Origin of the sequence: Phormidium sp. CCY1219 (genome assembly GCF_035615515.1) — a bacterium.
Taxonomy (GTDB): domain Bacteria; phylum Cyanobacteriota; class Cyanobacteriia; order Cyanobacteriales; family Laspinemataceae; genus CCY1219.
The window spans coordinates 1-24,285 of record NZ_JAJENT010000899.1; the positions used below are offsets into that span (position 1 = coordinate 1).

Annotated in this window: 19 protein-coding genes and 2 pseudogenes; 12 read left to right on the plus strand and 9 right to left on the minus strand. The window is 48.7% G+C overall.

Annotated features, from left to right (window positions below):
- Window positions 1-206: 206 nt before the first annotated feature.
- Window positions 207-368, minus strand: coding sequence for a hypothetical protein (locus LKK83_RS29450; protein WP_324635029.1), 162 nt, complete (start codon window positions 366-368; stop codon window positions 207-209).
- A gap of 258 nt (window positions 369-626) precedes the next feature.
- Between LKK83_RS29450 and LKK83_RS29455 the strand changes: the two genes are divergently transcribed.
- Window positions 627-1,331 (plus strand): J domain-containing protein, encoded by a 705-nt coding sequence (locus LKK83_RS29455; protein ID WP_324635030.1) that lies wholly within the window; start codon window positions 627-629, stop codon window positions 1,329-1,331.
- A 162-nt stretch (window positions 1,332-1,493) separates the two neighbouring features.
- On the opposite strand, the gene LKK83_RS29460 is transcribed toward LKK83_RS29455, so the two are convergent.
- Window positions 1,494-2,411: a class I SAM-dependent methyltransferase gene (locus tag LKK83_RS29460; protein WP_324635031.1), complete on the minus strand. Its 918-nt coding sequence runs from the start codon at window positions 2,409-2,411 to the stop codon at window positions 1,494-1,496.
- Window positions 2,412-2,531: 120 nt separating this feature from the next.
- The gene (locus tag LKK83_RS29465) at window positions 2,532-4,181 is read right to left on the minus strand and encodes a DUF3352 domain-containing protein (protein ID WP_324635032.1); all 1,650 of its coding nucleotides are present in this window, start codon (window positions 4,179-4,181) and stop codon (window positions 2,532-2,534) included.
- A gap of 995 nt (window positions 4,182-5,176) precedes the next feature.
- On the opposite strand from LKK83_RS29465, the gene LKK83_RS29470 reads away from it, so the two are divergent.
- The 3 genes and pseudogenes from LKK83_RS29470 to LKK83_RS29480 all read left to right on the plus strand — a co-directional run bounded on the left by LKK83_RS29470 (window position 5,177) and on the right by LKK83_RS29480 (window position 7,665).
- Complete coding sequence (locus LKK83_RS29470) at window positions 5,177-5,449, plus strand: hypothetical protein (protein WP_324635033.1); 273 nt, start codon at window positions 5,177-5,179, stop codon at window positions 5,447-5,449.
- Window positions 5,450-5,999: 550 nt separating this feature from the next.
- Window positions 6,000-6,200: pseudogene (locus LKK83_RS29475) on the plus strand (Photosystem Q(B) protein 1); the annotation flags it as partial.
- 331 nt (window positions 6,201-6,531) lie between these two features.
- On the plus strand, window positions 6,532-7,665 hold the full coding sequence (locus LKK83_RS29480) for a sodium-dependent bicarbonate transport family permease (protein WP_324635034.1): 1,134 nt from the start codon (window positions 6,532-6,534) through the stop codon (window positions 7,663-7,665).
- A 793-nt stretch (window positions 7,666-8,458) separates the two neighbouring features.
- Here the strand turns inward: LKK83_RS29480 and LKK83_RS29485 are convergent.
- Both LKK83_RS29485 and LKK83_RS29490 read right to left on the minus strand, forming a co-directional pair.
- Window positions 8,459-8,866, minus strand: coding sequence for a hypothetical protein (locus LKK83_RS29485; RefSeq protein ID WP_324635035.1), 408 nt, complete (start codon window positions 8,864-8,866; stop codon window positions 8,459-8,461).
- Window positions 8,867-9,091: an FAD-dependent oxidoreductase gene (locus tag LKK83_RS29490; RefSeq protein WP_324635036.1), complete on the minus strand. Its 225-nt coding sequence runs from the start codon at window positions 9,089-9,091 to the stop codon at window positions 8,867-8,869.
- 221 nt (window positions 9,092-9,312) lie between these two features.
- Between LKK83_RS29490 and LKK83_RS29495 the strand changes: the two genes are divergently transcribed.
- Together LKK83_RS29495 and LKK83_RS32490 are read left to right on the plus strand one after the other, a co-directional pair.
- Entirely contained in the window at window positions 9,313-9,630 is a 318-nt protein-coding gene (locus LKK83_RS29495) for a P-II family nitrogen regulator (protein WP_324635037.1), read from the plus strand.
- Window positions 9,631-9,881: 251 nt separating this feature from the next.
- Window positions 9,882-10,003 (plus strand): annotated as a pseudogene (locus tag LKK83_RS32490) (ISNCY-like element ISAtsp9 family transposase); the annotation flags it as partial.
- Between the two features lie 68 nt (window positions 10,004-10,071).
- On the opposite strand, the gene LKK83_RS32495 reads toward LKK83_RS32490, so the two are convergent.
- The 3 genes from LKK83_RS32495 to LKK83_RS29505 form a co-directional block, all read right to left on the minus strand.
- On the minus strand, window positions 10,072-10,266 hold the full coding sequence (locus LKK83_RS32495; protein ID WP_442957389.1) for a hypothetical protein: 195 nt from the start codon (window positions 10,264-10,266) through the stop codon (window positions 10,072-10,074).
- A gap of 51 nt (window positions 10,267-10,317) precedes the next feature.
- Complete coding sequence (locus LKK83_RS29500) at window positions 10,318-10,485, minus strand: hypothetical protein (RefSeq protein ID WP_324635038.1); 168 nt, start codon at window positions 10,483-10,485, stop codon at window positions 10,318-10,320.
- Between the two features lie 240 nt (window positions 10,486-10,725).
- Window positions 10,726-11,274: a hypothetical protein gene (locus LKK83_RS29505; protein ID WP_324635039.1), complete on the minus strand. Its 549-nt coding sequence runs from the start codon at window positions 11,272-11,274 to the stop codon at window positions 10,726-10,728.
- Window positions 11,275-11,324: 50 nt separating this feature from the next.
- On the opposite strand from LKK83_RS29505, the gene LKK83_RS29510 reads away from it, so the two are divergent.
- From LKK83_RS29510 to LKK83_RS29535, 6 genes are all read left to right on the plus strand, one after another.
- Complete coding sequence (locus tag LKK83_RS29510) at window positions 11,325-11,489, plus strand: hypothetical protein (RefSeq protein ID WP_324635040.1); 165 nt, start codon at window positions 11,325-11,327, stop codon at window positions 11,487-11,489.
- Window positions 11,490-11,833: 344 nt separating this feature from the next.
- Entirely contained in the window at window positions 11,834-13,126 is a 1,293-nt protein-coding gene (locus LKK83_RS29515) for a hybrid sensor histidine kinase/response regulator (RefSeq protein ID WP_324635041.1), read from the plus strand.
- Window positions 13,127-13,314: 188 nt separating this feature from the next.
- Window positions 13,315-16,071 carry a hybrid sensor histidine kinase/response regulator gene (locus LKK83_RS29520; protein WP_324635042.1) on the plus strand — a complete coding sequence of 919 codons (2,757 nt, stop codon included), beginning with the start codon at window positions 13,315-13,317 and terminating at the stop codon, window positions 16,069-16,071.
- A 24-nt stretch (window positions 16,072-16,095) separates the two neighbouring features.
- On the plus strand, window positions 16,096-17,394 hold the full coding sequence (locus LKK83_RS29525) for a hybrid sensor histidine kinase/response regulator (RefSeq protein WP_324635043.1): 1,299 nt from the start codon (window positions 16,096-16,098) through the stop codon (window positions 17,392-17,394).
- Between the two features lie 32 nt (window positions 17,395-17,426).
- Window positions 17,427-19,166 carry a putative bifunctional diguanylate cyclase/phosphodiesterase gene (locus tag LKK83_RS29530; protein ID WP_324635044.1) on the plus strand — a complete coding sequence of 580 codons (1,740 nt, stop codon included), beginning with the start codon at window positions 17,427-17,429 and terminating at the stop codon, window positions 19,164-19,166.
- Between the two features lie 481 nt (window positions 19,167-19,647).
- Window positions 19,648-21,954 (plus strand): PAS domain S-box protein, encoded by a 2,307-nt coding sequence (locus tag LKK83_RS29535; RefSeq protein ID WP_324635045.1) that lies wholly within the window; start codon window positions 19,648-19,650, stop codon window positions 21,952-21,954.
- 96 nt (window positions 21,955-22,050) lie between these two features.
- Here the strand turns inward: LKK83_RS29535 and LKK83_RS29540 are convergent.
- On the minus strand, window positions 22,051-24,285 hold a 2,235-nt coding region (locus LKK83_RS29540; protein ID WP_324635046.1), incomplete at its 5' end, for a CHAT domain-containing protein.

Consider the following 24,285-nt stretch of genomic DNA (forward strand, 5'->3'; position numbering starts at 1 on the left):
CGCTTATCGGGATAGTTTTTCCATCCCTGGGGTTGGACTAGGGATAAAAAACTATTGCGCTTATCGGGATAGTTTTTTTCCACCGATCGCGTGGTGGTGGTGAAATATAGCAGGTCTCTTTCTTGATGTGGCACGCAGCCGAATAGTCCCAACCGCGCTTGCACCTCCGAAGTAAAAAATTCGTTACCTCACCCATATGAGAACTGCTATATCGTCTCGGGGACAGAAAGTCTATCTGGATAAGTACGAACGCGATCGCCCACACTCTGCGCGCGGGTGGGGCGGCGTCGTTTCCGTCGCGATCGACGGTGGGGGGCAGGGGGAACCCGCCGAGATAAGCGGACAGACTCGACTAGGGTTTTTTGCATTCTCTTAACCGATATTATCGTTGTTTGTCAAGATGTTTTTCGCCAAATTTGTGTAAATTTTCTTAACAATATTGTCTCGGGATAATGTTTTCAATTTCACTGAACTTAACTGGCTCGAGCTTCACTTAAATCCCGAGGGTCTGTGGAGTTTACCGCATCGCGGAAATAGAACTATAATTAAAACGCAGGTTCGTCAAAAAGCAGAGACGAAACGAACACAATAGTCTAACCCATTGCTGTTGTTTATGGCAAAATTTTATGATGGAAAACTTGAACTTATATGATACCTTACGAGTCAGTCCCAAAGCTTCTAACGCAGAAATCAAACAATCGTATCGGCGGTTAGTCAAGCTATTCCACCCAGATAGCAATAGCCAGACGGCAGATCCGGAAGAAATTGTCCGGATTAATGCCGCTTACGAGGTATTGGGAGACCCGCAGCGCCGCAAGTTCTACGATCGCAAACGGGGAGCGGCGCGATCGCAAATCCAGACGCAAGGGCAAAGGCGCAACCCAGGCCCTCAAAATAACCCGCGTTCCTATCGTTCCACCGCCCCGAATCTGGACGCACAACTACAACAATGGCTCAAACAAGTCTATCACCCAGTCGATCGCATCCTCGGTCAAATTTTGTACTCCCTAGAAGATGAAATCGATCGCCTTTCTGCCGACCCCTTTGACGACGAATTAATGGGCGACTTTCAGGACTATTTAGAAACCTCTAGAGACTTTCTAGAACAAGCACAGGGGTCCTTTCAGTCGAAGCGAAATCCCGCCAATGTTGCCAGTGCGGCGGCGCATCTTTACTATTGTCTCGATCGCGTCAAAGATGGCATTGAAGAATTAGAATTTTTTACCCTCAATTACGACGAACACTACCTCCATACCGGTCAAGAACTCTTTAGAATCGCCGCCGGTTTGCGTCAAGAAGCCCAAGAAGCGATTCAACATATGTTTAAATAACCCGGAATCCAGCTTTCGCAAAACGGATTCCGGATCTGCTAGGGTCACGCCCCAGTGTTCCATCACCTACAGGAAAACCGCACCGCCCTCACGGGTAGGGTGGGCAACTCGTTGCCCACCCTACTGCTAGTGATTAATGGGACAAGTGGCGTAAGTCCTAACCTATTTCACGCGAGCGACGATCGCCCGGTGGCGGGGAGTAGTCGCGGCGATCGCGGGCGTCTGGAAACCGGCGGCGGCAATTTCTTTAGCCATATCCAGACCAAAATAACAATCCAAATATGGCTCCGTACTTTTGAGCAAGGTTAAAACATACGGCGGCATCTTCGCATAAACTTCCGACTTCGGGTTCATGTCCATAATCGCCAAATGTCCCCCCGGACGAAGCAACCGCCGCGCCTCGCGAAAGATTTGCCGCGACGCCTCTTGCGGCAATTCGTGGAACATCAGACAAGCAGACACTAAATCAAAAGAATTTTCTGGCAACCCAGTGGATTCAGCAGGCGCATGAACCCAGGGGATGTCCCGGTGGCGCTGCTGCGATCGATACTGAGCCACGGCGAGAAAATAGGGAGATAAATCCACCCCAGTACAGTTCGCCTCGGGATAAACCTCCTGCAATGCAAAGGTACTCATCCCCACAGAACACCCTAAATCCACAATATCCCGGGGTGCTTCAGGGACTCGTTCCTTTAACACCTGATGGTAACTGTTGCGAAGTTTCGCATCCCCTTGGGCACCGGCGGAAGGCCAAATAGTCGCATGAACCGCCCGCGCCGCCACTTCCACTTCCGTAGCGGCTTCCCAACTTAAGTTACCGCGATCGTAAGCATGAAACGAACATAAGTAATATTCGGGATATTTTAACTCGGGATTGCAAACCCGGGCAAACTCCTCATCCCAGTTGCGTTCTGCCAGTTCTTGCGCTTGTTTGCGCCAAGGCACGCCTATTTTTTCGGCTCGCTTTATCATCATCTGTCGCGCTTGATGTTTGGCGAAGTTGGCTAAAGGTTTGATGGCGAGCACTCCATTCACCATCCGGGAGGCGAATCCGGGTTGAGTCGATGCAGCAGCAGTCATTCCAGGGGGTTCGATTTACTCGTTGACGTCAAGGGATAGTTTAGCCGATGTGGGGGTCGGTTTTTTGCCGCTCGAGTCCCCAGGGTTCGGGGAAAATCACCCCCCTACATCGTCAATGGCTCAGGGGTTGGTCAGTTCTTTGGTCTTTTTCAGGGAAAAGAGCATGTGGGTCTCGTACTGGGTGGGGTCTGACCAGGTGCCCGTGACGCCGATACCGCGAATCGAATTGAGCATAGCTTGGGTCTCGGGGGGAATTTGAGTGCCCACAAACAGGGGTAAGGCGTTGAATGCGTTGAGGAATTTCTCCATTTCTAAATAGAAGTAACCCTGGTTGGGGTTGGGTAAGGAGTCGGCGATCGCCCGAAAATTGGGGTTTTCCTGGATCGAGGCGGTGGGGGGAGTGGCGATCGCATCTACCATCGGTCCGCCGATCGCGAGAAACAGGGAGTCGTCATCGAGCCACCCATGTCCCAGTAATGCCCCTTGCATGGGGATTTTCCATTCCCGCACCAGCACCCCATTTACGGTTCTCGAACTGATGGAGACGGGAAAGGGTAACAGGTTGCGCCCGATCGCATCGAGTTTGGCGAGGGTGGCTTCTGCTGTGGCGCGATCGCTGGTTTCCAACACCACTACGCCGCCAAATCCCAATTGCCCCAACAATCCCTGCTGGGATGAAATCAGTCCCGCCGCAAATTCCCCATCTATCCAACGGAAAATATCGCGATCGGCGTTCAGGTTGGCGGCGGCGAAGGCTTGGCGGATGAGCGTTACCGCCCCGGCGAGTTCTGGCTGAACTTCGGTTTGAGCCACCAGGGCGGTCCAACTGTTGGCGAGGTTTTCACCACTGACAAAGGCGAGGGTCTCGGCGGGAAAGCGATCGAGAATTTGGCCGGCGGCGGCGGGCTGCGACTCGAACCATTGCGGATCGATCTCGGTTCGCACTCGCACGCGCAAGCCGACATCTTCTACACCCACCGCGATGCTGGCGGATTTCACGGTTTGTATGGGGGAGACAACTGAGGTGCGATCGCCGATCTGCCGTTGCAATTGTTTTATCCCCTCGCTATAGTCGGGAATGTAAAAATTGGCGATCGCATCTCCTGCATTCTCCCCAGAGGCGAGTTGTTTCGCTGCGGCGGGAATTGAAGCAAAAGAAGGTTCGCCTAAATGGGTGTCGATCGCGGTTTCTAAGGTGCTTCGATTCCCCGACAGGAGCAATTTGTTCTCTAACATTGTCTGATACAGAGGGGTTCCCATCGGGGAAATTATCTCGGCTAACTCTACTCCTTTATAGTTAAATACCTGTCGTTTAACGTCTTGTTTTGATTTGAAGTTGCGGGCAAATAGCCACGCCCGCAGCTTGTTTTTAATTTCTACCACCATCAGATAATTGGGTTGGGAGATTAGGGGTGCCTCGCTGGTGGTGGTTGAGGGTACCCAGGCGAGGGTGATGTTTCCCACCCAAGGTTGCAAATCGGTTTCGTAATCGAGATTGTGTTGGCTGAGCAGTTGGGTTTCCAGGTTTTGCAGGCGGCGGGCGATCGCCCCACGGGCTGCAGGGGTGCCAAACTGCTGGAATTTCGACCACCGTTGCGAATCGGTGATGAAATAAGCCGCCATCACGGCTTCATCGGGAATTACTTTGGCGCTTTCGAGTGGCTCCGATTTCCAAGAAAAAGTGCCTCGCAAGTAAAAATAACCAAAAGCAACACCAGCCGCCGCGATCGCGGCAATGACCAAACGACTCGGGTTTTTTCTGGAAAACATTTTAATCTAAATGTGACGAGTTCTTTTAGGATAACTAGATTTTCTCCGTGACGCGATCGCCTGGGCGCGCCACAACCAGGTTCCCCCTCAGGCTCCTTCTCTCCAAAATTTTTCCTCCACCCGCCGATTTAATCTCCATTCCCAACCATTCGCCTGCCCAATTTCCGCCAACGCTCCGCCGCGTTTACTTATCTTTACACTTTCACCCCACTTTTACGCCCCTCCCACTTCAATCTCTGCTACCTCCCCACCGACAATTGCCGCAAATTAGACAATATTTCTTATCTATTTTTTACCCAAATCAACGGCTAAAGCATTTTACTTCATTAATCGGTAAAGCCACATTTTCCTCCCTGAATAGTGGGGGCGATGAGTTAAAAATCGCAACACTCCTATCATCGGCAATGTTCTCTAAACTTAGATTGCTGCTTTATTTTTAATTCGTTGTTTTAAGGATATTTTTGTTGATAAAAAGTTGAGTTATAAATAAACTATTAAAATTCAGAAAAGTTCTTAAAAGTATTTTAAAAATATTAATTGAACTCAGATTTTCTTTGAAAAAATAGAGGAAAAATATTTGATTGAAATATAAGAATGGAGGAAAAAGTTATTCTTGCCACAAGTGGATAGCTATCTAGGTTGTAGAAATCAATGAAGAAAAATACCAGGAATATACTCGGTCACAACTTTAGGGGTTAATGAGGAAATAGAAACCTAGCGGCTTTTTAAACAGCAGTATTGCCAAAATAATAGCACCCAAAAAAATAGATTAATTGTTTGCAAGCAATAACAAAAGAGCGCTATAAAAAATAAATAATACAGCTTTCGCCAACACGGGGGGGAAAGGGTCAAGGGTGATAACGTGGCGACATTAAACCGATTGATGGGTGAAAAAATTTGAGTGGAGTCCTCCCCTCTAAATGGAGTGAACCGGGTGGGTGAGCAGCGGGGGGTGAAATTGGGCGCAATCTTGGCGGTGAAAACCGAAGGCACTGGTGCGGTTACAGAGCAAGTCCAGGGCAGCAGCGGGGAAGTTGAGATCGCCTTCCTTCCTGGGGAAACAACCGGAGGAGACTTGGATCCGCGAGATCTGGCTGAATCCGAAAGCCGATACCGAGGAACTGCTCAACGGGTTGCGGATAATGGCAGAGGCGGCAGTGGTGGATGAGAGTCAGTGGATGAGTTGGGCGAATCAACTGGCATTGCAGCTTGCACAGGAGTGGGCAGGGACTTGTGAATCCGGGGGGCGATCGGGAGATAACGGTTAGGGTTGACAGTTTCGGAGGGGCGATCGCAATTTACATTGCCTAGCTATATAGGGGTTTTCTGAGACTAAAAGGAAAACTTATGATTTGAATTTGAAATTACTTGGCAGATCTATGTAGAGCGATCGCAAATTTCTGGAAATTTTAAGATAAACTTAAGCCCATAGAGATTCGGGTCTGAATAGATCTCGATCTATGGGAAGTGCTGCGGGACAGGTATTCGCCGAATACCTGGGCTGCAGGGGTGTAGCGCTACACCCTCGCTTTCTTCAACTTTTAACCGATTTCACTTATCACAATCACCACTCCCCCCGCCAGGGGAGACGGAAGGAGGTATTTATGGCAGCAAATTTCTCTCGCAATGTCTCGTCGGAACTGTCTGTACACTGTCGGCGCTTCCGCCGCCGACTCTATTGTAATTCCAAGTAGAAACAAACAGCAACAACTGCCCGGGGATTGGACATCCGGGGGGGAACACAAAGACGTCTGTCTTCACGGCCTATAAAGATTTATCTATAGAAATCAATTGGAATGATTATATCTTCATCTCTGATTGGCCGTGTTTCCCACAGTGTGCATCTCGTTTGCGGCTTTGGAGGTGAGTAAAATGGCGTTTAACCTGAATGGCTTTAACTTTAATCCCTCGGTGCTGGATGCTTTGGCTCGTGCGGTGTTGAGCGATGCCGACATCATCAACCGGGCTAATCTGGGCGCTCAGTCGATGCCTTCACCGAATGCACACCATTTTCCGTTGCTGAAGCGCTACAGAAGGACCGCTTTTCATGTGAGTGGGCACCCGAAAACACTTTCCCAAATGCATCGATCGAATTTTACGAACCAATTGCTGGTAAACTATGTCCTCAACAAGACATTGCCAATGAATCAATAGAGATTAGCGCGCTCGGCAAGCGCTCGCCGGAGCGAAATCTTATTTTCCCGCACAAGACGCACCGGGATGCAGATGCATTCTTCGTGGCGCGTTGACTCGCTGCTAACCCGGATGCGTGGAGCCAGCCAAACAGGATTTGAGGCCATGCTTGCCTGCGGTCCTGACGCCTAATATCTGATTAAGGAGGAATTACACAGTGGATTTTTTGCTTGAGTTCTTGACGCGCTTCTTTGATAAGTTGCAGTCTCCGACACTTGGCTTTCTGATTGGTGGTATGGTCATTGCCGCCCTCAATAGCCGACTGCAAATTCCAGATTCGGTCTATAAGTTCATCGTCTTCATGCTGCTTATGAGAGTCGGCCTGAAGGGCGGCATTGCGATCCGCCAGTCCAATCTCGCGGAGATGCTGTTGCCCGCACTGTTCGCTGCGGTAATCGGGATTGTTATCGTGTTCATCGCGCGCCACACGTTGGCCAGACTGCCGAAAATCATAACCGTTGATGCCATTGCGACCGGGGGTTTGTTCGGTGCCGTGAGTGGCTCTACCCTCGCTGCCGGCCTGACAATGCTGGAATCGGAAGGCATGCAGTACGAGGCTTGGGCCGCCGCACTCTATCCCTTTATGGACATCCCAGCGCTCGTGACTGCGATCGTCTTGGCCAGCATTTATACTAGCAAGCAAAAGTCTCTCAGCAAGCAGGAGTCTCTCAGCAAGGAGGAGTATCTCAGCAAGCAGGCAGTTGCCGCAGGCGACTATCCCAGCAAGCCGGAGTATCCCACCAGCAGACAGGAGTATCGCAGCCAGCAGCGAGGTAGCGAAGGCAAGGGGGTCGAGATCTGGCCGATCGTGAAGGAAAGCCTCCAGGGTTCTGCCCTATCGGCACTGCTGCTCGGCATCGTTCTAGGCATAATCACCCGGCCCGACAGTGTCTATGAGAGCTTCTTCAATCCCGGCTTTCGCGGCCTGCTTTCGGTACTGATGCTGGTCATGGGTATGGAGGCCTGGTCAAGAATCGGCGAACTCCGCAAGGTGGCTCAGTGGTACGTCGTATATGCCTTTGTGGCACCCCTGCTGCATGGACTCATTGGCTTCGGTCTCGGCTATATTGCCCACATCACCACGGGATTCAGCCCTGGCGGCGTCGTTATCCTGGCCGTCATCGCCGCCTCCAGTTCAGACATCTCAGGGCCGCCCACGTTACGAGCTGGCATTCCCAAAGCCAATCCCTCCGCCTACATCGGCTCGTCCACAGCCGTCGGCACGCCGGTTGCGCTTGCCGTGGGAATACCGCTCTTCATCGGACTCGCCCAGGCGATGATGGGCAGCTGATCCAAGACGGGTTGCGCTCTGCCGATGCTCCCCTAGCTCGGCAGACCAACGCGGCGGCTATTTTCTCATCGCGTTGGGCATCCTCGTCTAATTTCACATCTTCCAGCCCACTTTCCGCACCTTAACTGTCAAATCCCGGAACCTAAATGGGTAAAATGTTTACTATAATTAGGTTTTGGGCTTTTTTTTATTTCCCTAAACTGCCCCTCATCTATTGTCAATAATGGTAGTTTACTGAAAATATACGAATGAGCTAACTGTGGCAAACTGCATCATGATTTCGTAGCCATATCCACCCTCGCCACTTGAAGCTGCGGAAAGTGGATTTGAACTCCTTGAGGAGGAAGAGGCGAAACTGAGCTACTGCATCCATTCCCTATCAACAATCACTTCTGAGAAGTTGGAAGGAAAATGGCTAATCCCTGGATGAGGCCAGGGCGATCGCCCTGGCCTGGTTTTTGATTCTCTACTGCACCAGCACGGTCTGTGGGCTTATGGGGAAATTGGTGACAAGTTTGTTTATGCCCTGGGGACCTGCAAGGGCATTCTCGCGCTTGATAGGTATCTTTACTGATTGGTGCTGATTAATGAGCCATCATACGGTGGCGGGCAAGTGCCCGCCGCTACGGAAACACCTGTCAGAAATTCACCTGTGAATGGAGAGTGTCTCAAAGACAGAGACTGGGCCGCTCAAACCTGATATTGATGTCGAACAGAAGACAAACATCTATGCTTTCGCTTTGAACGATATTGTTAAGTTTATCTTAGATTTGCTGCAACGACCACATTTTAATCAAAGTTGGTGAAGGAGCCTTGATTCTTTCGCGATCGGCGCACAAGCTGTCAGCGGCCCAAAGCCCACATCCAGATAGAGGTTTTCCAGAGCGTGACGAGCGATCGCTGCCGATTTAAGCGACCAAATCTTTTCGATCCGCTTGTACTGGTTGAGCAAGTAGATAATTTCCCAGCGCAGGCTGTAATAGCTGGGATGCTCCACCACGTCGATGGGTTTGTGGGGGCGAGGAATGTCCACATCCAGGACCGGACCGATGTTGGCACCCGGACCATTGGTGAGCATGACAATGCGATCGCTCAGCAGCACCGCCTCGTCCACATCGTGGCTCCCCATAATGGCGGTGACGCTTGCACCACGAGCAAAAATTGCTGCACCAATATTGGGCTTATAGGTAAAAAAGCTCACTTAGCCAGGGTCGAGTTCCCCTGGTTGACCCTGGGGCAGGGCGTGCAAAAAAGTCCCCCTCACCCCCGTTTGGCAGGCCAGCAGTTCCCTGCGATCGGGAACGGCAACGCCAGCCAAGGTCCACATGCCACCTAACCAAGCCAACGCGCTAACAAGAACGATTTTGGCTCCAGGTCGAGGGACTTGAATCGCCGCGACGGTGCCCCCCCTGCCGCCGCCGACCACTCAAACATCTGCGGTGGGGGAGGCTTCATTGGTGGTCATAGCGCCAAAAAGAAGGATAAGTGTTTTTTATAAAATGCTTCGGCTAATTTGAGTCAATCTTTCTCAACAGAGGGTAATGGATTCGCCGATCTTTGGCATAATCTTTAAATATATGGTTCAAGGCAAAACCATAGAGTATTGCGTTGAATTGTCGCGACAAAACACATCAAGAGGTAACTCACATGACCCAGCAAGCCAGTAAGCTCGTCATCGTCACGGAAAAGTTGCTGCTGAAAAAGATCGCCAAGATCATCGACGCAGCCGGAGCCACCGGTTATACGGTGGTGGCCGCTGGCGGTAAAGGCAGTCGCAACGTGCGCTCGTCGGGACAACCTACCGTTAGCGACAGCTACTCGAATATAAAAATCGAGGTGCTCACCGCCAATCGAGATATGGCTTTGAAGATTTCGGATGAGGTCGCAGACCAGTTTTTCGACGATTATTCGGGCATCACCTATCTCTGTGACGCGGAGATACTGCGCGCGCACAGCAGGTTCTGACTCAAAACCGCAGCAATTCTCATTTTGACAAAAAGCTGTTCGGCGCACTGGGAATCTCGGTATTGTCAGCAAGGGTGCAAACCTTTGCATGCACATTTATTGGGGGGGAAGCGGAGCCTCGGGAGGGACGTTCCCAGGCGATCGCCTGGGAACGAGTTAACTCGTGCAAATTATTTTGCATAAGTGCTTAATAACATCTGAGAGATCCAAGAAAGCTAGAGCGATTGCAAGAACGGGGTTTGTTCAAAACCATCGTCGGTTCGTTTCGCCAGCGTTTGTCGTCCCTATCGGACAAACGCACAGGCCAAAATACCCGCTATGGGATAAAGGATGCCGCTGTTGAGCGCTTAAGCGCGTGTTCTTCACCCGAACCCGGGGGGTGGGGGGTTGCAATTGAACAGCAATGCACGTTAAGCCCACAAAGCTTACAGGCATTACATTCTAGCCATCAGACTCATTCGGGTCATTCGGGTTGCGTAGAGGAGGAAGTTCTCCTCTGTTCAAATGTTGAGCTAAGGCAAACTGGTAACGCCCCAACATATTGATAGGTTTGTGTCCTAATGGTGAGAGGCGCGATAGCTCCTCTTTTTTCACTTCATACCTCTGGTTATGCAGATGCCTTAAGGCAGCATCCATATAGCAGGTATTCTACAAAACCAGTGCATTCACGAGTAATCCCAGTGGGCCTCATGGGTCTTCTTGGCGATCGCCATTGTCAAAATAGCGCAAGCTATGGGGCTTAATATTTAGCTCCATAGCTTGCGCTATCGGGTCACTATCGCTCATCCCACAAGCTCCAAATCCTCCCAGGGCATTGATGCTGCCCCCTTTCCGGGTATCCTCAACCAGATACACCTTTTGCCCCTGTAGGAATTGACAAAGGGTTCCCCGTCACAATAAACTAGAGGGCGATCGCCCCATTCAGGTTTTCCATTCTGGCTCGTTACTCGCATTAACACTCCATGAACGACCGGGTGCAGATCGTTGAGTTCTCCATCGATATCTCCCAATCTGCACCCTGACTCGGAGTTCTCCACAAGCATATTGCCTCTCGCTTCCAAGCTTTCTGTTAGGCGGTTCTCGGACGCTTTCCACTCATCCGTGTGGTGTCTGCCAAAACCGATCCGATAGTGGCGTTTGCCGTCGATCGTTTTTGCCACCGACACCCCTCGCCCCACTTTTTTCCAGCGCCATCGGAGAGCTTTTATTGGAGCCTTTCTTTCCATTCTTTCCATTTATGCCGGTGGATTGGCACTGCGACCTCATCGTTAGGATCCAGCGTTTGCACTCTCGAATGAATGATGCACCCCACACTGGGTCATTCTTAATTCCAGGCAACTGACGCTTGATGCCCTGTTTGAATGCGGCACAGTTATCCTCCCAAAATGCCTCCATGTTGCTGGACATTTCTTGCGCTTCAGCATCAGTTAAATCCCGCGCTTCATAGATTTGTTTGGCTTCCACCTCTTTAATTTCTTTTGTAATGGCGGCGTTGTAGAGTTTTACTTTTGCGTTCGATTTCTCTGCTTCTTCTACAATTATCACTCCATTGTGTTGTAGCAATTTATCGAGACAATCCGCTAAATAAATATGCTCAAAGTTGGATCGTGCTAATGCTTCTCCGGCGGCGATCGCGGCGGGCAAGCTATGGAAATTGTTATTCCGTTAGTGCTGGCACCGGAATCATATAAATTTTGAATGCAGAAACTCAAAATTTGCCGCTTAAGGTAGTTGAGATTTATGCCGCTAAAACCATCGAAATCCAGGCAAATCTGGCGATAGAGATACTCAGGTATCGAAACGTCAAACCCTCTCTCAGCCCGCAGCAAAAATTTTTAGAAGATGCGGAAGTTCATTAATCGGGAGACCAAAATTTCTCTCAAAGAAGAGTGTGGAGACGCTGGTTTGAAAATGGCAACAGTCCTCTCATCGGCGATTTTCTCTAAAATTAGATCTCAATTCTAGTCAGGTGATGTTATCTAGATAACAGTTTGCCGTGACTTCTATTGGTTATACTGAAACCAGGAGCGTTTACCCATTGTCTGAGAGGATATTTTCGCTCCCATCAATCTAGCTCAAAGGGAAATTTTAGGGAACAGGGGACAATCGGTTGATGGGAATAGAAAAATGGAGGTAAAAGTTAGTTCTGCCTCAGGTGGATAGCTATCTAGCCTGTAGAAATCAATGAGGAGAAGCACCAGTAATGAACCCGGTCAAAATTTTAGTGGTTGATGATGAAATAGAACTAGAGCGGTTGATTAAACAGCGGTTCCGCAAAAAAATCCGTGCCAAGCAATTAGAGTTTGTGTTTGCGGATAATGGCAAAAAAGCGTTAGAAAAAATAAAATCGGAAGACAGCATCAGTTTGGTGTTAACCGATATCAATATGCCAGAAATGGATGGGCTGACCTTACTAGAAAAGCTGCGAGAAATTGACGACACTCTAAAGGCGGTGGTGGTGTCGGCGTATGGGGACATGAAAAATATTAGAACAGCGATGAATCGAGGGGCGTGTGACTTCGTAACCAAGCCGATTGATTTCCAGGATTTAGGGCTGACTATCGAGAAAACCCTGGAAGATGTGAAAAAAATGCGAGACAACATTAATCAGTTGCAAGAAGCACAGGCTAAACTGGTGCAGAGTGAAAAAATGTCCGCTTTGGGTCAATTGGTGGCTGGGGTAGCGCATGAAATTAATAATCCGGTGGGGTTTATTGCGGGAAATATCGCTCATGCGGAAGAAGCGATCGCGGATATGATAGAACACATCAAACTCTATCAAAAGCACTACCGAGATCCAGTGGCGGAAATCTCGGAAAATGCAGCGGCGATCGACTTAGATTACGTGATGGAAGACTTGCCGCAACTGATTGATTCCATGAAACATGGAAGCGATCGCATTAAAAATATTAGCACCTCATTAAGAACCTTTTCCCGTTCCGATACTGACACCACAGTGCCTTTTAATATCCATGAAGGCATCGACAGCACCTTGATGATTCTCAAATATCGGCTAAAAGCGAACGAACATCGTCCCGCCATTGAAGTCATTAAAGATTACGACGAGTTACTGCCGGTTCTTTGCTACCCGGGACAACTGAATCAAGTGTTTATGAATTTACTCAGTAATGCCATTGATGCTTTAGACTTAGCCAGTAGCAATAAAGAAGAAAAATCAGGTTTAAGCGAAAATAAAATTGTTATTAAAACCCGCTTTATTTCCGGCAAAAGCGCAAAAGACAATAGCTGTTATTTTCCCAGGGTGGCGATTTCTATAAAAGACAATGGTCCGGGAATTCCCCCGGCGGTTCAAGAGCGGATGTTTGACCATCTATTTACCACGAAATCGGTGGGAAAAGGAACGGGACTGGGACTTTATATTTCTCGTCAAATTGTGACAGAAAGACACCAGGGAAAGATTCAGTGCATTTCCCATCCTGGAGAAGGAGCCGAATTTATCGTCGAAATTCCCGGGCAAAACACTGAGTCAAGTTGACATAATTTTTACCCCTTTCAACCCAAAGTAGGATGCAGCTTTGATGGGATAAGAATAAACATAAACCCAGACAGGGAAGGGATAAAAAATTGCATCAAACGCCAAACATCCGGGTAGTTTATTAACCGTTAATTTTAGATAAAAATTACCTTATTTTCTTGCAGTTTATTCTTATAAAAATCTTGGTTATGAATTTACTCAATGACTCTGGGAAAAGCTTAAAACTACGCCGAAAAATTCCCCTGCGCCTCGTGCTCGTGGTGCCATTTGTCCTGCAAATTTTTGCTGCAGTTGGGTTAACGGGGTGGCTGGCGTTGCGAAACGGACAAAAAGCGGTAAATGATGTGGCTTCCCAATTGCAGCGCGAAGTCAGCGCCCGCATCGAACAGCACCTCGAAACCTATCTAGAAACGCCTTATTTAGTGAATCAAAACATTATCAATGCTATAGATTTAGGGTGGTTGAATATTGACGAACCGCGTAGCATGGAGCGTTTTTTCTGGAAACAACTGCAGTTATTCGAGACGGTGAGTTATATTCAGGTTGGCAATGAGCAGCAAGAATTTCTGGGATTTGAACGTCTGGGAAATGGCCAGTTTCATATTGAAATTGTCGATCGCGAAACCGGATATGACTTCTATAGCTATTTGAGCGATCGCGAGGGTCATAGAACCACTAACATCGTGAAAGTCTCGCCCAACTACGATCCGCGAATTCGCCCCTGGTATCTCGCCCCAGCGCGGGCGGAAAAGCCAGTTTGGAGCGAAGTTTATTCTTATTTTCACGAACCAACCCTTACCATTACCCACGGAATGCCCCTTTACGACGATCGCGGTAATCTGGAGGGGATTGTGGCCACGGATTTGATTTTAATCCATATCAATGACTTTTTACATCGCTTAAAAATCGGCCAATCCGGTCAAACCTTTATTATGGAACGGGACGGATCGTTCGTTGCCACTTCCACCAAAGAAAAACCCTTTATTTCTTCCCCAAATACCGATGTAATCCAACGGATTGCAGCCACCGAAAGTGAGGATAAATTAACGCGAAGTACGGCTGTTTTTTTGACCCAACGTTTTGGCGATTTGCACAACATTAAGCGTGCCAAGCAACTCAGTTTTAACATAAACGGACGCAAACAGTTTGTGCAAATTACGCCTTTTTCCGACAAATGGGGTCTTGACTGGTTGATTGTGGTGGTAGTTCCAGAAGCCGACTTTATGGGGCAAATTAATGCCAACACTCGCAGCACCATTTTACTCTGCGCGATCGCCTTAGCGGTAGCTACGGGAGTGGGCATTTTTACCTCGCGCTGGATTGCGGTACCCATCTGTCGATTATCCGCAGCTTCTCGCGCCTTTGCCAAGGGCAAATTAACCAAAAAAGTAGAACGCAGCACTATCGCAGAACTCGAAATTCTCGGCCAATCTTTTAACCAAATGGCCGCCCAATTAAAAGACTCCTTTAACGAACTAGAATGGCGCGTAGACGAACGAACTCGAGAGCTGAAAAAAGCCAAAGAAATCGCCGACACCGCCAACCAAGCTAAAAGCGAATTCCTGGCCAATATGAGTCACGAACTTCGCACGCCCTTGAATGGAATTCTCGGGTACGCGCAAATTTTGCGCCAAGATAAAACCCTGGGAGATAAACATCAGCATAGCATTAACATTATGCACCAGTGCGGCACTCATTTACTGACCTTAATTAACGATATTCTAGACCTCTCGAAAATCGAAGCCCGCAAACTGGAACTGCACCCCACAGACATCTATTTTCCCTCTTTTCTGCAAGGAGTTGCGGAAATTTGTCGCATCAAAGCCGAACAAAAAGGCATTCGCTTTTCCTTTGCACCCACCCCGGGACTTCCCGAAGGGGTTCGCGCTGACGAAAAACGCTTGCGGCAAGTGTTAATTAACCTGTTGGGAAATGCGATTAAATTTACGGACTCCGGCGAGGTTATTTTTACCGTAAACAGTAGCGAAATCCAGCCCTCCCGGCATAAAATTTGTTTTGAAATCTGCGATACCGGGGTGGGAATGACTGAGGAACAAATTGAGAAGATATTTTCGCCGTTTGAACAAGTGGGAACGCTGAAACGACAGGCAGAAGGAACCGGATTGGGGTTAACGATATCGCAAAAAATTGTGGCCATGATGGGGAGTGAAATTGCGGTGTCAAGTCAGCCGAATGTGGGGAGTACCTTTTGGTTTGAGGTGGAATTAACTGAAGCGCGAGAGTGGATGGAAGCGGCCCGAATCAGCGATCGCGGTAAAATTATCGGCGTGGAAGGTAAAGCGCCAAAAATTCTGGTGGTGGATGATAAATGGGAAAATCGTTCGGTATTGATGAGTCTGCTGAAACCTTTGGGGTTTGAAGTGGAAGCGGCGGTGAATGGCAAGGAAGGGTTAGAAAAAATTGTAGAATGGCACCCGGATGGGATAATTACAGATTTAGTGATGCCGGTGATGGATGGGTTTGAATTCATTCGCCACATTCGCGAGAGTGAAGAGCTAAAAGGAATGGTAATTATTGTGTCTTCGGCGAGTGTATTTGACAGCGATCGCCATCAAAGTATTGAGGCGGGTGGGGATGATTTTCTCGCCAAACCAGTGCAGGCGGATGAGTTGCGCGGTTTGTTAGAAAATCATTTAAACTTATCTTGGAAGTACGAGCGATCGCCGGCATCTGAATTGCCCGAGGATTCCCCGCCGGATTCATCGCCCAAGGCAAGTTCCGATTTGCTACCGCCACCGATGGAAGAACTGGAAATTTTATTCGATTTAGCCCAAAAAGGTCGCGTGATTAAAATTCAAGAACGCGCCGAAGCGTTAGCACAAAACGAAGAAAAATTGAAACCGTTTGCTCGGCAGCTAATAACGTTGGCACGCGACTTTAAAATTCAAAAAATTCGTCAGTTTATTGGCGATTATTTGTTGTAAAAATAGAAAGTGGGATGGTGCATTTTGATAACGAATGAATCTAATTTAATTTTAATTGTGGATGATAATCCAACCAACTTGTCAGTGATTGCCAGTACCCTGACGAACAATGGCTTTGAAATTGCAGTAGAAGCGGATGGAGAAAGCGCGATCGCGCAAGTGGAGCTAAATCCGCCGGATTTAATCTTGCTGGATGTGAAAATGCCGGGAATTGATGGATTTGAAACCTGCGATCGCTTAAAAAAAAATCCCCAAACCCAAGATATTCCGGTGATTTTTATGACTGCCCTTTCGGAAACCACCGATAAAGTCAAAGGTTTTTCTTTAGGAGCAGTTGATTATATCACTAAACCGTTTCAGCAAGAAGAAGTCCTCGCCCGGGTCAGACTTCACTTGCGATTGCGCTCGTTAACCAAGACCTTGGAACGACAAAATCTCCAGCTCAAAGAGGAAATTCAACAGCGAGTAAAAACCGAAGCGGAATTACAAACTACCCTCCAACAACTTCAATCGGCTCAAAATCAAATTGTTGCTCAAGAAAAACTGGCCTTTTTGGGGTCGCTCACTGCCGGCATTGCCCATGAAATTAGAAATCCCCTGAATTTTGTAACCAATTTTGCGGAAGGTTCGGTAGAGCTAACCGAGGAACTGGTAGAAGAAATTGAAAGTCAAGCCGAGAGCCTAGAGGCAGATACTTTCGAGAATATTACCGAAATATTAAACGATTTAAAAGAAAATTCCGAGTCCATCGCACGCCACGGAAAAAGAGCCGAAAGAATTATTTCTGACATGCTCATGCACGCTCGCCACGACCCAAGCGAACGCCAACGCAGCGATATTAATGTGATTCTAGCCGATGCGGTGAAATTAGGCTATCATGGAATGCGAGCCAAAGATAGTTCGTTTAATGTAACCATTACAACCGAATATGATGAGTCGATTGCACAAATGCCTTTAGTCCCGCCAAGTTTATCTCGAGCGTTTATTAATATCATTGCCAATTCCTGTTATGCCTTGCGGGATAAACAGACAAAAGTGGGCGACTCCTTTACTCCCACCCTTTCGGTAAAAACGGCAAATTTGGGGGACTGGGTAGAAATCCGGATTGCCGATAATGGACCGGGAATTGCAGCGGAACATCTGTCACAAATTTTCAATCCGTTTTTTACCACGAAACCGCCCACGGAAGGCACGGGGTTGGGTTTATCTCTGACCCACGAGATTATCGTAGGGCAGCACCAAGGGGACATCAAAGTGGAAAGCGATCGCGATCGGGGCACAGAATTTATCATTTCTCTGCCAAAAAACATGGGCACCAGTTAAAGTCGCTCGGGAGTGGGGAAAAGGAATAAAATATGGTGGCTAAAATTTTAGTCGTTGATGATGAGCTTGAATTAGAGCGCTTGATTCTCCAACGATTTAAAAAAAATATTCGGAACCAAAAATTTGAGTTTATTTTTGCCCGCAATGGCAAAGAAGCGCTCGAAACCCTCGCCCATGAGGTTCCCCCCGTGGATACCATCTTAACCGACTTACGAATGCCGGAAATGGATGGCTTAATCTTGCTCGATCGCATTAAAGAAATTGACGAAACCCTGAAAGCTGTGGTGGTTTCGGCTTATGGAGATATGGTCAATATTAGAACGGCAATGAATCGCGGCGCGTTCGATTTTTTAACGAAACCCATTGATTTTCGCGATTTAGAAATTACGATTAATAAAACCGTGGAATTTGTCACGGAAACGCGCAAAAATCGGCAACAGTTGCGACAAGTCCGCGATCGCCTGCATCAGCGCGCCTATTCTGATGAACTGACGGGATTAGCCAATCGCAACGCTTTTCTCGATCGCCTCCAGGTTTGTGTAGACCAATTTGCCGAAAATCCCGAGGGTTTATTTGCGGTTTTGTTTCTGGAATTGTGCCGCTATCGAATGGTAAAATATAGCTTCGGTCATGGATTGAGCGATCGCCTGTTAATTGCCACCGCCAAGCGCCTCAAAACTTGCCTGCGATCGACCGATGTATTAGCGCGATTGGGAGCCGATGAGTTTGCGATTTTATTGCAGAACATCCGGGACGATCGCGAGGTGCAATCAATCGCCGATCGCATCCATGAGGCGATGAAATCCCCTTTCCATCTGGATGGTTCGCTCCTGTTTTCCGGGGTCAATATTGGCATCGCTCTGGGCAATTTGGGTTCGACTCAGCCGGCGGATTTTTTGCAATCCGCAGATACGGCGATGCACTATGCAAAAGATCCGGGCAATTCTCCCACGGCTTTCTTCGTTCCCGCGATGCAAGAAAACGCCCTGTGGCGATTGCAATTAGAAAGCGAACTACAACAGGCGATCGCCCAAGAAGAATTGCATCTTAATTATCAGCCGATTATTTTCCTCCCCAATCATTCGGTTTCCGGGTTTGAAGCCCTGGTGCGATGGCGACATCCGCAGCGCGGGCGAGTCTTTCCTTCGGAGTTTATTCCCCTCGCGGAAGAAACCGGTTTGATTGTCCCCTTGGATAACTGGGTGTTGTGGCGCGCGGGGGAACAGTTAAACCGTTGGCGATCGCAATTTCCCCAATTTTGGCCGTTGAGCATCAGTGTCAATCTCTCTGAAATCGAACTCTCTCATCCTTCCTACTTGGCGTTAATCGACCGCATTTTAACCGAAAATTTCTTAAGCGGCTGTTCCTTAAAAATCGAAATTACCGAACGAACTTTAATGCAGCAATCCAGCCAAATTAATAATTTAATTAGCCAATTAAAAACCCGGGGAATCCAGTTATGTATTGATGACTTTGGCACCGGTTATTCCTGTTTGGCCTATCTCCACCGTCTGCCCCTGGATATTATCAAAATCGACCGCAGTTTTATCAATGGAATGGAAACCGATTCCAAAAAATTAGATATCGTGAAAACCATTCTGACCTTGGCTGAGACTTTGGGATTCCAGGCGATCGCCGAGGGGGTGGAAACCGCAGCGCAACTCACCCTGCTGCGATCGCTCGGATGCCCCTACGCCCAGGGATATTTGTTCTCTAAACCCCTTGAAGAACCGGCAGTTGCATCGTTTTTAACGGCTTTTTCTTCTGAGTGAAATTCAAGTTATTGGTCATTGGTCATTGGTCATTGATTATTGGTTTATCGTTTATGTCAAGTTGACAATCTAGAATAGAAGAGCTTGGGGAAAGCGTCGGTGCGATCGCGGCTAATTTGCGGGGTGAAACCATGCCAGGGGAGGAGGGAAAGTGCGCGAGACGCTCGCAAGATGGACTCCTCGGCGGCAACGGATTTAGGGTAGGTCAGAGGCGATCGGCCTCGTGCTAAACTTTTAGGGTACCCAAAACTGTTGTTATTTGAAGCAACATTCAAGGGAAATTTAGAAATAGCGACGGGATATTTTCTTGCATATAGAGATTAAAAAATGGAAAGTTTCACTGACCTTACCGAATCTTTAACCGCAGCGCCATAAATCTCAACAGAAGCTTTAAAATAAGACAGAGTTATCAACGATAGTATAAAAAAAACCGTTTTCGAGAGTAAAATTGTAATGGCGGCCAATGGCACTGAGGCAACAGATGAGTAGAATTCAGTTTAATGTAGACAATTCCACAGTAGATGGGAGAGAACAAACTGGAGTAGGTTCGGCAGAGAGTCCATTTTTTGAGTTAGCAGAGGATGTTCTTTGCGTGATTGATTTTGCGGGTCAGATTCAGCAACTAAACCCGGTAGGAGAGGAGATTTTAGGGGAGAGCGCAGCCCAAATCCGGGGCAAACCCTTGCTGGAATGGGTTCATCCGGAGGATAGAACCGCCATGGGAGAGCAAATCGAGAAACTGCAAGCGGGAAGGGAAGCGATCGCCTTTGAAAATCGTATTTGCGGCCCAGACAATTCCCAGCGGAGATTTTCCTGGAAAGCCACATCGAGACCCCAGGAAGAATTAATTTACGCCATTGGGAGAGAAATAGAAGCCGCGATCGCCACCGCCCAACCCAGCAGCGCGCCCTCGCCGCCGAAATCCGCCACCGAAGAACCGAGGCAATTTTTCAATCTGGGTTTAGATTTATTTGCCATTTTCGGGTTTGACGGCTATCTCAAAAGCGTCAACCCCGCTTGGGAAAACACCCTGGGATTTAGCCAATCCGAATTGCTGACCAAACCCTTTATTGACTTCGTGCATCCCGAAGATCATAGTGCCACCCTCAGTGAATATATCAAGCTGCTGCAGGGGGTAAAAAGCGTCTCATTTGAGAATCGGTATAAGTGCAAAGATGGGTCTTATAAATGGCTGCGGTGGACTGCCAATCCGGTGGTAGACAAACAGAAAATTTATGCGATTGCCCACGACATCAGCGATCGCAAAATTGCCGAAGTCGAAGCCGAGTGCGCCTATGAAGACACGCGACGGTTTCTTGGCGACCTTGAAAGGAAATTACAAAGCCGTTCTTTAGCGTTTAGCAATGCCATTCACAAACTGCAAAACGAAGTAGCAGAGCGACGGCAAGTCGAAGAAGAACTGCAAAAAGAACGAGAATTTTTAAAAGCATTACTCAATAGTGTAGACGCCGGAATTATCGCTTGCGACGCCGAGGGAAACATTACCTTATTTAATCGAGCCACGCGAGAATTTTATGGCTTGCCCGACTCAGCGCTGTCGCCATCGGAGTGGTCGAATTATTATGAGTTGTACTATCCCGAGGAAACCACACCGATTTCTGAGGATGAAATGCCCTTACTTCGGGCACTGAATGGAGAAGCGATCGCCGGCGAGCAAATGGCGATCGTCCCCAAACAGGGTAAAACCAGAATCGTCCTCGCCAGTGGCGAAGCTATTTTTGACGCTGAAGGCCAGAAATTAGGGGCAATGATTGTCCTGCACGACATCACCGAAAGCCAACAAAAACAGCAAGCGCTCAGCGAATCTTCCCGGGAGAAAAACGAGCTGATTGCCTCTTTGCAAGCGCAAGCGGAACAGCTACAACAGACATTGCAACAACTGCAACGCACTCAAACCCAGCTCATTCAAAGCGAAAAAATGTCCAGTCTCGGACAACTGGTGGCGGGGGTTGCCCATGAAATTAACAATCCCGTGAATTTCATTTATGGCAATATCGCTCATGCTAATGATTACCTGCGCGATTTGCTAGAATTGTTGAGCCTTTACCAACAGCATTACCCCAATCCGGTGTCCGAAATTGAAGAACTCGAAGAAGATATCGATTTGAGTTTTTTGCGATTGGATCTGCCAAAACTCCTCGATTCGATGAAAGTAGGAGCCGAAAGAATTCGTCAGATCGTGCAATCTCTGCGAAACTTCTCCCGTCTCAACGAAGCGCAAATGAAGCGCGTAAATTTGCACGAAGGGTTAGACAGTACCTTGCTCGTTGTGGAGAATCGCTTCAAAGATGAAGCGGGAAATGCACTGATTAAAGTGGTGAAAGAATACAGCGATTTGCCCAAAGTCGAGTGCTATCCCAGTCAGCTTAATCAAGGGATTTTGAATATTTTAAACAACGCGATCGATGCCTTCGAGTCGGTTGTCTCTAGTCATTCGTCATCGGTAACAGGTTTCAATGACCAAGGACAAATGACCAATCACCAAGGACAAATGACCATTCAGATTCGCACGGAAGTGGTGAGCGATCGCTTCGCAGTGATTCGGATTCAGGACAACGGCCCGGGAATGTCGCCAGAAGTCAAAGAGAAAATTTTCAATCCCTTTTTCACCACCAAACCGGTGGGGAAAGGAACGGGTTTGGGCTTATCTGTGGCCTATCAAATTATTGTCAACAAACATGGGGGCGTGTTAAATTGTTATTCCGAACTCGGACATGGAACGGAGTTTGTGATTCACCTGCCCATTCACCAGCCTAATTATACCTAGTTTTGCCAGAATTAGGGAGTTATATGGAATCCGGTTGAAATTAGGTCAGAAAAGCCCCGAACCTTTGTAGGGTTCCGGACTTTTCTGAGAAGGGGATTACCAAGGAGAGCCAATCAAAGTAAAAGAGGCCCAAAAATAGGGATGAGACAGACGGCGATCGCCGAATCGGGCTGCAATTTCTGGAGGCAATTCTAATTCCTCCCCGGTAACGCGCAAGCGTCCCTCCTTTACAGTCACTTCGCCGCGAAGCATAGCAAGCTGAGCTTGTCTGAGGGCTTCAGCTTTAATCGTTTTGTCTTGCGTTCTCAGGTGCCGATAAAACTCGCTCATCAGGGCCAACGTGCCATCATCATCCACTTGCCACAAACTGGCCAAAACCGATTTTACCCCCATTTTCACGGCTAAGCCGGCAAATCCCAATTCCGCATCTTGATTGCCCACCGCAGTTTCGCAAGCACTCAGAACCAACAATTCTACGGTACCCTTTTCAAAGCCCAAATGCGGGATTTCATCAAACGGAACTTGTCGGTTCCAAAATTGGATGTAAGACTCGCCCCGAATCTCGTCGGAACGGTTTTGGGGAGTATCTACCGAACTGGAAAACTTCACGTGAGTGGCCAAATGAATGATATCAAACGATTCCCTTTCCCGTTGCTCGCGTAAATTCTCCGGAGTAAATTCTTCATTCAAGAAATACTCAGCCCCTTTAAACTTTTTCCCAATAAACGATAACTCCAAGGGCACCGCATTTAAGCGTTCGATCGCCGGATTTTTAAATTCCGAAGCTCCCATTGCCAGCACCCGACTATTATTGAGATTTTTATACCGTGCATCGGTTAAGGTAACACTGGGAATCAATCCGAGACGATACTTTTCGATTAAAAATTGTTCGCCATCGTGCAGTGCTGCCAACGGAATGCCGCGCAATCCGGCATCCAAAGAAAACATCAACAAATCAACATTGCGCCCTTGTAATTCCGCTTCAATCGGAGCAATCAACCATTGATACAGTTGCACCGCCGCGCTCAAATAGCTATTGGTGTTAGTTTTGTGTGGATTGGTGATTTCCGAAAGCAATTCGGTCACTTTCCCCCGCAAGGCGCTGCGGGAGGCGGCGGGAATGCTGCGAGTGATGGGCAAACCTTCTGGGGTAATGACCACCAGTTGCAATTCTTGGGGATGAGCGATCGCATACACCACCGCCGGATTGAGATTCGTTTCCCTTGCCACCCCGGCGAGGGATTCGCGCAGATTCACCACCGAGAGCGCTTCCTGGGGTAACGTCACCCCCAAAGAGGCGGAAAATTCCCGGGTGCGGAGGGTTTCAATATGCGGTACGGATAGATTTGCCGAGGCGCGCGGTTGGGATGCAGGGGCGATCGCAGGGGGTGCAGATGCACTGGCCCTGGTGGGTGCCTCTGGAGTCACCGAGGTTTGGGAGTTTAGGGGAGTGACAGGGGAGGCACTGACCCGGGGCGCGATCGCCGGGATATCTGCCGCATCGGAAACCGCCGGGGGCGCACTTGCCTCTGCGGATGGACTCTCCGGCAATTGCACCGGCGTCGCTACGGAAGAATTCTCCACCGCCTCCATCTCGATCCGCACCTCCGGCACCTCCGGATCCACCGGTTCGGACCATCCTTCTATCTCTCGGCGCGCTATCTCGGGACTGATGATTTTCGGTATTTCCTCAGTGGGTGTCGCCGAGGCGGTGTTATCCGGGGCGGGAATGTCTGAACTTGCCGATTGCCCTTCGGAAACGCTCACCGGTTGCGCGGAGGAGTCTTCCACGGCGATCGGTGTCTGGGGCAGATCGGGGGCGGGCATATCCGGCGGCGCGATCGGCAAAACGGGACGATCCGACTCTGGCGGTTCACTCGCCATCGATTCGCCAATCATCGGCGCTTCGGGATTGACAATTGGTTCCGGCGGCGTCCCTGTTTCTGCATTCGGCGCGGGTTCTGCCACCTGGGGCGCTTCATCCCTGTCGGGTACTGGCGAAAGTTCAACCTCTGGGGTGTCAGACTCGGCAACCGGAACTTCATCTCGGGCGATCGGTGTGCCTGAAGTTTCCTCAGATTCCGTGGGTTCTTCTACTGACGTGGGAGTGGATTGAGGTTCTTCCAATCTCGCCACTGGTATCGGTTGCTCCTCTTCCTGTGTCCGACCCTCCTTATCCCCGTTCTGTGCGGGGTTGGCAGTTTCTCGGGGTTGCGACTCGCTGGGTTGTTCTGTGGTGGAATTGTCGGAATTGTCGGTTTGTTCTGACTCGGTAGGTTGTTCTGGGGTGGAATTGTCGGAATTTTCGGTTTGTTCTGACTCGGTAGGTTG

Bases quoted from the DNA above. Each gene is read 5' to 3' on its own strand.
- LKK83_RS29455 (WP_324635030.1), top strand. From the start codon at position 627: ATGATGGAAAACTTGAACTTATATGATACCTTACGAGTCAGTCCCAAA.
- LKK83_RS29450 (WP_324635029.1), bottom strand. From the start codon at position 368: ATGCAAAAAACCCTAGTCGAGTCTGTCCGCTTATCTCGGCGGGTTCCC.
- LKK83_RS29460 (WP_324635031.1), bottom strand. From the start codon at position 2,411: ATGACTGCTGCTGCATCGACTCAACCCGGATTCGCCTCCCGGATGGTG.
- LKK83_RS29465 (WP_324635032.1), bottom strand. From the start codon at position 4,181: ATGTTTTCCAGAAAAAACCCGAGTCGTTTGGTCATTGCCGCGATCGCG.
- LKK83_RS29535 (WP_324635045.1), top strand. From the start codon at position 19,648: ATGAGTAGAATTCAGTTTAATGTAGACAATTCCACAGTAGATGGGAGA.
- LKK83_RS29530 (WP_324635044.1), top strand. From the start codon at position 17,427: ATGGTGGCTAAAATTTTAGTCGTTGATGATGAGCTTGAATTAGAGCGC.
- LKK83_RS32495 (WP_442957389.1), bottom strand. From the start codon at position 10,266: ATGGATGCTGCCTTAAGGCATCTGCATAACCAGAGGTATGAAGTGAAA.
- LKK83_RS29520 (WP_324635042.1), top strand. From the start codon at position 13,315: ATGAATTTACTCAATGACTCTGGGAAAAGCTTAAAACTACGCCGAAAA.
- LKK83_RS29515 (WP_324635041.1), top strand. From the start codon at position 11,834: ATGAACCCGGTCAAAATTTTAGTGGTTGATGATGAAATAGAACTAGAG.
- LKK83_RS29495 (WP_324635037.1), top strand. From the start codon at position 9,313: ATGACCCAGCAAGCCAGTAAGCTCGTCATCGTCACGGAAAAGTTGCTG.